At 52.7% G+C, this 11440-nt stretch carries 10 protein-coding genes; 6 read left to right on the top strand and 4 right to left on the bottom strand.

From position 1 onward, the window contains the following. The coding region (locus ABYA77_RS13675; RefSeq protein ID WP_372966530.1) for a CaiB/BaiF CoA transferase family protein at positions 1-622 on the bottom strand (622 nt) is incomplete at its 3' end. A 188-nt stretch (positions 623-810) separates the two neighbouring features. Here ABYA77_RS13675 and ABYA77_RS13670 point away from each other — a divergent pair. After that, positions 811-1830: an AraC family transcriptional regulator gene (locus ABYA77_RS13670; RefSeq protein WP_372966532.1), complete on the top strand. Its 1020-nt coding sequence runs from the start codon at positions 811-813 to the stop codon at positions 1828-1830. A gap of 9 nt (positions 1831-1839) precedes the next feature. Here ABYA77_RS13670 and ABYA77_RS13665 read toward each other — a convergent pair whose 3' ends face one another. After that, positions 1840-2721, bottom strand: coding sequence for a hypothetical protein (locus ABYA77_RS13665; protein WP_372966529.1), 882 nt, complete (start codon positions 2719-2721; stop codon positions 1840-1842). A 4-nt stretch (positions 2722-2725) separates the two neighbouring features. Further along, the gene (rmuC, locus tag ABYA77_RS13660) at positions 2726-4156 is read right to left on the bottom strand and encodes a DNA recombination protein RmuC (RefSeq protein WP_372966531.1); all 1431 of its coding nucleotides are present in this window, start codon (positions 4154-4156) and stop codon (positions 2726-2728) included. Positions 4157-4587: 431 nt separating this feature from the next. On the opposite strand from rmuC, the gene ABYA77_RS13655 reads away from it, so the two are divergent. The 4 genes from ABYA77_RS13655 to ABYA77_RS13640 all read left to right on the top strand — a co-directional run bounded on the left by ABYA77_RS13655 (position 4588) and on the right by ABYA77_RS13640 (position 8249). Further along, entirely contained in the window at positions 4588-4845 is a 258-nt protein-coding gene (locus ABYA77_RS13655; protein ID WP_372966528.1) for a hypothetical protein, read from the top strand. A 230-nt stretch (positions 4846-5075) separates the two neighbouring features. Continuing rightward, entirely contained in the window at positions 5076-5786 is a 711-nt protein-coding gene (locus tag ABYA77_RS13650) for an ATP-dependent zinc protease (protein ID WP_372966527.1), read from the top strand. Next, on the top strand, positions 5783-7300 hold the full coding sequence (locus tag ABYA77_RS13645; RefSeq protein ID WP_372966526.1) for an inactive transglutaminase family protein: 1518 nt from the start codon (positions 5783-5785) through the stop codon (positions 7298-7300). The genes ABYA77_RS13650 and ABYA77_RS13645 overlap by 4 nt, the downstream gene beginning before the upstream one ends. Position 7301: 1 nt before the next feature. Further along, a complete protein-coding gene (locus ABYA77_RS13640) occupies positions 7302-8249 on the top strand; it encodes an alpha-L-glutamate ligase-like protein (RefSeq protein WP_372966525.1) in 948 nt (315 codons plus the stop codon). Between the two features lie 71 nt (positions 8250-8320). On the opposite strand, the gene ABYA77_RS13635 is transcribed toward ABYA77_RS13640, so the two are convergent. Continuing rightward, entirely contained in the window at positions 8321-9913 is a 1593-nt protein-coding gene (locus ABYA77_RS13635; protein ID WP_372966524.1) for a BCCT family transporter, read from the bottom strand. 267 nt (positions 9914-10180) lie between these two features. On the opposite strand from ABYA77_RS13635, the gene ABYA77_RS13630 reads away from it, so the two are divergent. Then, positions 10181-11440, top strand: a 1260-nt coding sequence (locus tag ABYA77_RS13630) for an FMN-binding glutamate synthase family protein (protein ID WP_372966523.1), incomplete at its 3' end; no start/stop codon positions are given.

Here is an 11440-nt window from a genome sequence, read left to right as displayed (position 1 = left end):
TCAAAGCAAAAGCCGCATCGGTCATGCTGATATCGATAAAAGCACCCTCACCGGTCTGCTGGCGGCGTATAACCGCGGCAAGCAGACCCATCACCGCATGGTGGGAGCCTCCGGCTACATCCGCTATCTGAATACCCATTGGTGGCGGGCCACTGTCGGCCCGGCCACAATGACTGGCTACGCCAGATATGGCGAGGTAATTAATGTCATGGCCGGCACGGTCTTTGTAAGGGCCGGTTTGGCCATATCCCGTGATGGCACAGTAGATGAGCCTGGGGTTAATGGCTTTGAGGGTTTCGTAACCGATACCGAGGCGGTCCATAACGCCGGGGCGAAACTGCTCCACAACGATGTCGTAATCCTTAATGAGCTCTTTAACCTTGTCCACGCTGTCTTCTTGCTTCAGGTTGAGCTGAAGGGTTTGTTTGCCACGGCTGAGATACGAAAACGTTGTACTGAATTTACCATCAAACGGCGGCATCACTTTCGCCAGATCCACTCTGTCTGGCGCTTCTACTCGCAGCACTTCAGCCCCCATATCCGCCAGCATCATGGTGGCGTATGGTCCGGGCAGTAGCGTGCTGAAGTCCAGTATTTTTAAAGCACTTAGGGGGCCAGACATGGCTGTCTCCTGTTGATTCATCAGCTATCGTTGTTACGTTATTTCATGCTGCCGTGTTTTGCCGCTATGGCCAACTGCCGGTTACGTCATTCCTATTGGCAAAATCTTCCACCTTTATAGTCGTTCAGGTGGTTGCATTGTCTTCCCTGGCACTTATGATGAACGTCGTTTCACTGAATGGTCTGTCTATGTCTACCCTTACGGTTTCAAAGCATTTTGTTGAGGCATCTTTGTCCGGCGCGGAGCGCCTGGGCCTGGATGTTCGCGATCTGTTACTTGCGGCCGGCATTTCGCCCGACCTGCTACGCATTGAAAAAGCCCGGGTAAACAGCGATCAGTTCAGCCGTTTAATGCAGGTAATCTGGGCCAGCACCGGCGATGAGTTTATGGGCATGGGGCCACGGAGAGCCAGGTCTGGCACCTTTGCCACCATGTGTGCGCTGGTCATTAACTGCCAGACCCTCGAAGAAGTACTACGACAGGCTTTCCAGTTCTCCCGGCTATTCGAACCCATGGCCGGAATGGAGCTGGAGGTGGGCGAAAACCACGCCCGGCTGATATCTCGCATTGAAGGCGAGCTTCACGACCCCGACCATTTTCTTCAGGAAAGCCTCCCTGTGATCTGGCACCGACTAAGCAGCTGGCTGATCGGTCAGCCCGTGGAGCTTGAAAAGGCTGAGTTCAACTACCCAAAGCCAGAACACGGAGATGAGTTACGGCACATATTCCGATGCCCGCTGGTGTTTGAATCTGACTGCACGGCGCTCACCTTTGGTAAGCGTTTCTTATCGGCACCCGTCATTCGGGACAAGCCCGAGATGCGGCAGTTTTTGAAAACCTCACCCGCGGATTTACTATCGCGTCCCGATGAAAGTAACACCTGGACGGGCCGCATTCGTGGTTTGATTGGCAGGGACTTGTCCAAACCCATGCCAGACTTCGACTGGATTGCGCAAGAGCTGCATACCAGTCCTCAAACGCTGCGGCGGCGGTTAAAGCAGGAAAATACGTCGTTCCAGGAGATTAAAGATTTGCTGCGGCGAGACATGGCCATTTATTACTTAAGCCACCAGGATATGCCAATCAACGATATTGCCGAGCGCGTAGGCTTTACTGAGCCCTCTACCTTTCACCGAGCGTTCAAGAAATGGACCAGTGTGACCCCGGGCGCCTGGAGGGAAGGCGAACGGGGCGACCTGAAAACCTGAGCAAATAATTTAAGAGCCAGCACCACCCTGCTGCAGGTTCCGAATGAGCTGCCCCAGGGTCTGGGCAACTTCATTAACCTGGCTCTGGTTTGGAGCTAACTGGAACAAACGCGAGCCGTCCCTGGGGTCATAAATCCAGCAGGCGGCAACCACCGTTTCACAGTCCCAACGGGGCTGAGGGTTCACTCCGTACACTGATAACGAGCTGGTTTTACGCACGGTGGTATCTCCCGCGCCCCGACGAATCTCCTGAATATTAAGAACACTACCATCCAGAGTTACCCGGTACTCAATATCTGCAGGACGATCCAGGCGCACAACCGCTTTGTCCTTGCGCCAGCCGTTAGCATCCAGCAAAGCATTCAAATGAATAGTCAGAGCTTCCCGATCCGTTTTGGCCAGATACAAGCTACGCAGAGCTTTTGTATCTTCCCGACCTGCCGGCTCAATGACTGCCACGGGCTCTTTGACGCTGGCACCGCCTTCAATCAGCGCCCGGGCGCTCGCTTTGTTCTCCTTTTCAATATCCGTAATCAACTTCAAAGATTGCTGATAATGCTGCCCATCGGCCCCTACACGACTAACATAGCTTTCAAGAGCCGACCGCGCTTCATTCAAGTGTCGGGCCTGCAGCATGGCGCGACCCCGGTAATAAAAATATTCCGCCGGTTTATCCCCCTCCATGGCTTGCAGGCGGTTCAGATATTCACCAGCCTCGCCCCAGCGCCCGCCGCTGACGGCGTCTTCTGTAGCCAGCATAAGCCGGCGAATTTCATGTTCCGGCTCAAGACCCTGAGCCTGGCTGGCAAACACCACCAATACAGAAGACAACACCAGCCCGGCGAGCCATGGCCGGGCCACCGGTATACGCCGTTTTTTAGTTAATACCATACTGCTACTCCTGCTTACTTTCTGTGCTGCCCGCTAACGCTTCTACTGGTGTCGCATGACTGTCGGGGTCAAAGTTATCCGCGCTGCCCACGTCGTCGGAATCTACTTCGGCTTGGTCAACGATGTTCCTGGGCAGCTCTTTTTTGACGCGCACACCCAACTCAACAAACCGGTTAGCTTGAGAAATCAGATTACCACGGCCTCGGGTCAGGGTATTCATCGCATTATCATACGTACCCTGGGCAGTATGTAATTGGCTGCCCAGGCGCTCCATGGCCTCCACAAACACACGCAGCTTGTCATACACAGCCCCGGCTCTCTCGGCTATACGCCGGGCATTCTGGCTTTGACGCTCATAACGCCAGATGTTTTCAATGGTCCGCAATGTGGCCAACAAGGTAGTGGGAGTGACTACAATAATCTTTCTGTCAAAGGCTTCTGCGAACAGGTTGTCATCTTGCTGAAAGGCCGCAACAAAGGCTGGCTCTATAGGCATAAACAACAGCACAAAGTCTGGCGAATGCAGGCCGCTCAGCTGGCTGTAATCTTTCTCGCTCAAGCTCCGGATGTGGTTACGAACGGCTTCAACATGTTGTTTCAACGCTTCTGCCCGCGCGCCATCGTCTTCAGCAATAACCCATTGCTGATAGGCCACCAGGGAAACTTTGGAATCAACAACCAAATGACGCTGATCCGGCAAGTGCACAATCACATCCGGGCGAAGCAACTGGTTATCACTGTCCCGATAGCTACCCTGGGTTTCATACTCTACGCCTTTACGCAGGCCCGAGCGCTCCAGCACCCGCTCCAGTATAAGTTCTCCCCAGTTACCCTGAACTTTTTTATCGCCTTTCAGCGCTTTGGTCAGGTTGGCAGCTTCTTCCGTAATCTGACGGTTCAGATCCTGGAGAGATTTAATTTCGCTACGCAGTGCTTGACGGTCACGGGTTTCAGTAGTGTAAACATCTTCTACCCGCTTGCGGAAATCCTGCAACTGATCACGGAAGGGAGTAAGCAATGTGTCGAGGCTGGTTTTAGATTGCTGGCTAAAGCGCTCGCTTTTCTGGTCAAAAATACGATTCGCAAGGTTTTCGAACTCTTGCTTGAGAGCATCCCGGTTCTTTTCCAGCAACTCCAGCTTTTCGGTAGCGCCGCGCCGCTCTTTATCCAGAATGACTTCTTGTTCTCTCAGGTCAGCCTTCAGCTCGGAAACCTGCTCCCGCCAGCGTTCAACATCACGCTCCAGCGTTTCAGCTCGCGCGGTCTGATCACTTAGCGCCCGTTCCATATAGCTCAGCTCTTGGTCACGCAAAGCTTGAGCCTGGTCACGAACAACCAGCTCTGCGTGCAACGATTTAAGCAGGATGAGTTTGCGTACAAGAACCACCAGCAAAATAACGCAGACGGTCGCCAATGCAATGAACCCGCCTGCCATAGTGTCTGGCTTAGCTGTAACAGCTTGGGTAAGTACCTCTAACACAGGCCTTGGCTCCTCGAATTGCAATGGGTTTGTTCGGTGCGCCTATCAGCAGCTAAAGTCAGACAGTTTACCTTAACGCCCTCACCTTTTACTCATAAAGGATCAAAGCCTCACGAGCGGCCTCGACTGCTTGGCATTTAAAACAATTCCAACTTTGGTCCCCTAGACGCTGGATAAAATTTCATCTAAAAAGGAATAGAACGCTATATAACCATTTGTTAGCACATCTACTACTGGGTGCTCACCGGCAGGATCAGAGCATGTTAAAGGAACTCTGGAGAAAACTGGGATCAGACTGTCTGCAGTTCAACAGACCGGAGAATCGGCCCGAATGGGCAACGGCGCACCCATCTGGAAGAAGAGGTGGCGCAACAATACTCCCTCATATGACACATACCGGCGAGTTCCACCTGGAGCGGGTAACGCAATTACTGCGTGATCGTTACGACCACTCCTTTTCTGCACCCGATAACCCCGCAGCTGATGATCAAACCCTTAAAGCGGTGATCAGCTTTGCTTCCCGTATTCAGGATCAGGATATTCAACGTGAGCTACTGCTGTTTTATCTGAACTGTTCCCCAGTGATTCAGGAATACCTGCGCGCTGAAACGCCTCTAGGAAAAGGCCCTTTCCTCGGCGCTTAATCTTCGCCTTAACCATCTGTAAAGTCGCTGGATACCCAGCTTGTAGTATACTCCCGCTCCTGATTGACAATACATTGAGGGCTGACCGGAATTCCAATACCGGTTTTATGGCGCAGCCACTTCAGGGGATATTCATGGGTTACAGGCTTTTTCAGCCCCGGTTATTACTAGCTTCCGGGATGACAGCGTTCATTATCGCCTTGTCAGGATGCACAGCGGATCAATATTTTATGGTTCCTAAGGACGGGATCGAAGATATTCGCTCGTCCCTTAACAAACAACGGGCAACACTGGTAACGATGGAGAACAATGCCAGCGTGCGCCAGGACCAGATGCTGAGCCAGCAACAACAAGCTACCCAAACCATTCTCGACGCCATTTCCACCCAGGTAAAAAAACCCAGCTGCCCCCCACCGGTTGTTCAGAAGAGTTGCTCTCCCGCCGCTAAAGACGCAGGCCACGCTGACCGCCTCAAAGGCAAAGTTGTAGTGGGAGAACTGGAGAAACTGTACCTGGCCAACCCGGGTATTGTTTACACTGCCCGCATAGACAGCGGCGCTGAAACATCGTCTATCCACACCCGCAATGTAAAACGATTTGAGCGGGATGGCAGCAACTGGGTACGCTTTGAAGTACCAGTACCAGAAACGTCCGGGCAAGAGTGGGTAACGCTGGAACGGGAAATATCTCGCCGGGTGAAAATCATTCAGTCTGCTGCTGATGAAGCAGAGCGACGTGTTGTCGTAGAGCTTCAGTTTGCCATAGGTGACCACGAACAAGTTGCCGAGTTCACTCTGGCAGACCGCACCAACCTGACCTACGACGTACTTATCGGCCGAAACGTTTTACGAGACGTCATGCTGATTGATGTAGGCAAAGAATTCGCCACTGAATTACCAAAAAGTTACCGTAACAAAGCCCCTGCGGGAGATAATGAATGACCGGGAGGTCCCGCATTCCGTTTTATGTTGCTGTAGTTCTTCTGATTGCGGCTGGCATCTCCGTTGCCACCTGGCGGCATTTTGAACTGGGCATACCCTGGATGACCGGCGAGCAGAGGCCCGTCTGGATGATCGAGGCCAGAGTAGACTTTGAAGGGCAAGGTGAGTCCGCTCAAGTTAATTTGCATGTTCCTCAGCAACCCCCAGGCTTCCGTCTTCTGACTGAACAGGCTGCATCACCGGGTTACGGTTTTTCAATTATCGAAAACACCAGTAGCCGACGCGCAGAGTGGACCAAGCGCGAAGTAACCGGGCCACAAACCCTGTACTTCAAAGCGCAGTTTATCCCAGATGAAACCGTCATACCGCAACCTCCTGCCCGCGTTCCCCGCCCCCACTCGGTGTTCTGGGAAGAACCTCAGGCAACTGCGGTACGTGAATTGCTAAGTCAGGCAACGGAGCGCTCAAGCTCTCCCGAAAGCCTGACGCGAGAATTGATCACGCTCATGCAACCGGATAACCGCACCCAGAACTCCACCATGCTGGTATCCGAAGAAAACTACCTCCAGGTATTGGTTCGAATGCTGAACCATGCTGGCATTCCCGCCCGAACGGCAGATGCGCTGAAACTGGAAGACGCCCGCCGGCGACAACACCTTGTACCCTTCCTGCAAATATACAATGGCAAACGCTGGCTGACCTTTGACCCTCGCACCGCCGAACAAGGCGTCCCCGAGAACCTTCTGCTTTGGCGCCAGGGTTCCGAATCACTTCTGGACGTAGTCGGTGGCGACAACTCACAAGTAAGTTTCTCGATGCTCCGCCAAACGGTCCCGGCCCTTCAGTTAGCTACCCGTGAAGCGGAGTCAAACGGCCTGAGCGCTCTCAGTTTTTACCAGCTTCCGATTGAAGAACAAAGCATGTTCCGGATGCTACTTCTGCTCCCCATTGGCGCACTCATGGTGGCGTTCATGCGCATTGTGATTGGCGTACGTACATCGGGCACCTTCATGCCTGTACTCATTGCGGTGGCCTTTGTTCAGACCACTCTAGTCCCCGGGCTGGTCGCATTTCTCTCTGTGGTGGCTATAGGGCTACTGCTTCGGGGTTATCTGTCGAGCCTTAACCTTTTGCTTGTCTCACGAATATCCGTGCTGATCATACTTGTGATTTTCATCACGGCGGGGCTGAGTATTGTTGGCTACCAGATGGGCTTTAATACCGGCATGACGGTCACCTTCTTTCCCACCGTCATCATCGCCTGGACCATCGAACGTATGTCTATTCTCTGGGAGGAGGAAGGCCCCCGAGAGGTTGTGACACAGGGCGCGGGCAGTTTATTTGTGGCTATTTGTGCCTACCTTGCCATGAGCACACCATTGGCAGGCCACCTGACATTCAACTTCCCCGAGCTTCACCTGGTAATTCTGGGTCTGATTTTGCTTATGGGCCAGTACACAGGCTACAAGCTCAGCGAACTTCGTCGATTTACCCCGATGAAGGCGTACGACTGAAATGGACTGGATTTCACCCCGTACGCTAACCCGGCTCGGTATGCTGAATATGAACCGGCGCAATGTGGATTACATTGCCAGATACAACGAGCGCTCGTCGTACCCGTTGGTTGATAACAAGCTTAAAACCAAGCTGGCCGTGGGCGAGTACGATGTAAAAACCCCCAAACTGATTCAGGTAGTTCGGCGGCAACACGAAATATCTCACTTCCGGGAAATGGCCGAAGATCTGTCGGGCTTTGCCATCAAGCCCGCAAAAGGATCTGGCGGTAAAGGCATCACCGTCATTACAGGGCGCGATGGTGACGATTTCATCAAGGCGTCCGGTGCCCGAATATCCGTAGCCATGCTGGAACGACACCTGACCAACATACTCGCTGGGCTTTATTCCCTGGCGGGCACACCGGATGTTGCAATTGTTGAGGACTTGGTAGAGTCCTCCCCTGCTTTGGCCAGATATTCATTTCAGGGTGTACCGGATATCCGCATTATCGTGTTCCAGGGTTATCCGGTAATGGCTATGTTGCGGCTTGCCACCACCGCGTCTGACGGCAAGGCAAACCTTCACCAAGGTGCGGTCGGGGTTGGCCTGGACCTTGGCTCTGGCCGAAGCTTGAATGCCGTTCAATTTAACCGGCCAATCATTCTGCATCCGGATACCGGCCTGGAACTCGAAAACATCCAGATCGAATCCTGGGAGAACATGCTGGAAATGGCCGCCCGCTGCTATGAAGCCACAGGCCTGGGCTATATGGGCGTGGATTTAGTCGTGGATGCCCACCAGGGCCCGCTGCTGCTTGAGCTTAATGCTCGCCCTGGCCTGGCAATTCAAATGGCCAACGGCTGTGGCCTGCTGCCCCGCCTGAAAACTATCGAAGCTATGAAAAGGCCACATTTCAGCCCCCGAGAACGGGCGCAATACGCTATGAAAGCATTTAGCAGATCGTAAGCACGTTCAGTTCGGGCATAAAAAAACCGGAGCCTGTTTAAAACTCCGGTTTTTATGCCTGTTTCACTTGATCAGAGCAATTCGCCCCGCTGCATCAGCAGTCTTCTCTCTTGGGCAAGGCCTTTGAGCAGACCCCACGTCATGATCAGCAGAATCAAGGTAAACGGCAGGCCTGCGCTGATCGCCACCGCCTGGATAGCCCCTAACGCATCATCACCACCGCCAAAAATCAGCGCGGCTGCAATAGCGCCTTCCATAACCACCCAGAACACACGTTGGGCAGTAGGTGCATCAGTTTTACCACCGGCAGTAATACTGTCGATAACCAGAGAACCAGAATCCGATGAGGTGACAAAGAACACCAGCACCAGAATGATACCCACGAAGGAGACAATACCAGTCAGCGGCAGGCCTTCAAACATCTGAAAAGTTGCCAGCGATACATCAGTAAGCCCCTTTTCGGCCAGCACACCAACACCGCTCTGAATTTGTTCAAGCGCAGTACCACCAAAGCCACTCATCCATACGGTGGTAATAAGCGTCGGGATAATCAGTACCGCCGTTACGAACTCACGCACGGTACGGCCTTTAGAAACACGCGCTATAAACATACCTACGAATGGTGACCAGGAAATCCACCAGGCCCAATAGAAGACAGTCCAACCCTGCATCCAGGCGGAGTCTTCGCGACCAAACGGGTTACTCAGAGGCACCACATTAGTGACGTATGACGTCACTGTGATCCAGATGGTTTCCATAATCGTCATGGTGGGGCCAGCGAATAAAATAAAGAACAGCACAACACCGGCGGTAATCATGTTGATATTACTCAACACCTTCACTCCACCATCCAGCCCCCGCAAAACAGAGATCAACGCAACGGCGGTAACCGCCACGATAATTGCCATCTGAATATTGGTGCCAGCGCCCACGTCGAACAAATAGTTCAAACCTGAAGCTGCCTGCTGGGCACCAAAGCCCAAAGAAGTCGCCAGACCAAAAATGGTCGCAACCACCGCCAGCACATCAATAATATGCCCGGGCCACCCCCAGATTCTGTCTCTTAAGAGCGGGAAGAAGGCCGAACGGATCGTTAGCGGCATGTTCTTGTTATAGGCAAAGAACGCCAGCGACAAGGCCACAATGGCGTAAATCGCCCAAGGGTGCAGACCCCAGTGGTACATGGTGGAACCCATGGCCAGGTTACGGGCAGCTTCGGTATTCGCCTCAACATTGAACGGGGTTTCATACCAGCCGGTGTAATATGCCACCGGCTCAGCAACAGCCCAAAACATAAGGCCGATGCCCATACCTGCAGCAAACAGCATGGCAAACCATGAAATCCGGGTGAACTCAGGCTTTGCATCCTGCCCACCCAGGCGGATCTTACCAACCGGCATGAAGATAAGCGCAAGGCTCACCACCACGAAGATATTAGCACTCAACAGGAAGAACCAATCAAACCTGGCAATAATTGCCCACTTTGCCCCATCCAGCGTTTCCTTGGCTAAAGCCGGAAACATCAGAGTGCCGATAACAAACAAAACTACAATGAGTGAAGTTACCGGGAATACCCAGTTATGCAGGTCCAGGCCGAACGGGTTGATATTGTCCTGGCCTGCGACGTAATCCGTCTGATATTCATCTTTCACTACCTCGCCCACGTTGGAGCCTCCTGGTTTTGGTGTGATGTCTGAAAAGTCCGTAATAGTCAGGCCATTTAAGCGGCTCTGAATGTTACAAGTGCGTCATCTTATTATTTTGACCTCAAAACATCAAAGGATGCGTCACGTGCCGAATTAGCACTTCAATTATAGACCACATTAATAACCCGAAGACTCTATTTTCAAATACCACAGACAGTTTGCTTCCATCCTCCCGTCCTGGCATATACTTCACCCATTAACCCCAGAGCCCTATCAGAGGTATTCATGGCAAAAACCACCACCTTCCCTTTTCGCTATACCGCCTACGCCCTCAGTATTGCCGGGTTAGTGATCTCATTACCCGTGACCCTATGGGCCGGAACTGGCTTTATCATCCCGCTCATGTTTGCAGCGCTGACCACCTTGGGCACCTGGGATCTTCTGCAACGAAGACATACGGTTAGCCGGAATTATCCAATCATGGCAAATTTCCGTTACCTGTTTGAGTCGATAGGACCAGAGATTCGCCAGTACTTTATACAGTCTGATACAGAAGAGCGCCCTTTCTCCCGGGAGCAACGCACCATTGTTTACCAGAGAGCCAAGAGCGTACTCGACAAGCGCCCTTTCGGCTCGCAACTGTCAATGTATGAGGAGGGGTTCGAATGGATGAACCACTCGTTAACACCGACAAAACTCAACTCCAGCGATTTCCGGATTGTGATCGGAAAAAATTGTGACAAACCCTACAGCGCCAGCATTTTCAACATCTCCGCTATGAGCTTTGGCGCTCTGTCAGCGAACGCCATCCTCAGCCTGAACGGGGGCGCAAAAAAGGGCGGTTTCTACCATGACACCGGTGAAGGCTCCATATCCCGCTATCACAAGGGCCCAGGTGGTGATCTTGTCTGGGAGATAGGCTCTGGCTACTTCGGCTGCCGTAATCCAGACGGAACATTTAGCCCGGAGAAGTTTCGGGATAATGCCCGCCTGGACCAGGTAAAAATGATAGAGGTCAAACTATCTCAGGGAGCAAAACCCGGCCACGGTGGCATTTTACCCGGAGAAAAAGTCACGGAAGAAATTGCCGAGGCACGGGGTGTTCCGGTGGGCGAAGACTGCATTTCTCCATCAAGCCATTCCGCTTTCTCTACTCCGGTTGAATTACTCGAGTTTATTGAAAAATTGCGGGAGCTTTCGGGAGGCAAGCCGGTGGGCTTCAAGTTGGCAATCGGCCACCCCTGGGAGTGGTTTGCCATTGTAAAAGCGATGTTGAAAACCGGTAAAAAACCTGACTTTATTGTAGTAGACGGTGGTGAAGGTGGCACCGGAGCTGCGCCGCTGGAGTTCATAAACCGGATTGGCATGCCACTGACAGAAGCTCTTTTGCTCGTACATAACACACTGGTTGGCACCAACCTGCGGGACGATATCGCCATTGGCGCTGCGGGAAAGATAACCTCAGCCTTCAATATTGCACGAACTCTGGCGCTTGGGGCCGACTGGTGTAACTCTGCCCGAGGTTACATGTTCGCTCTTGGCTGC

The sequence above is a fragment of the Marinobacter sp. genome (assembly GCF_041595835.1).
Taxonomy (GTDB): domain Bacteria; phylum Pseudomonadota; class Gammaproteobacteria; order Pseudomonadales; family Oleiphilaceae; genus Marinobacter.
This window is presented reverse-complemented; position numbering and strand designations above follow the sequence as displayed.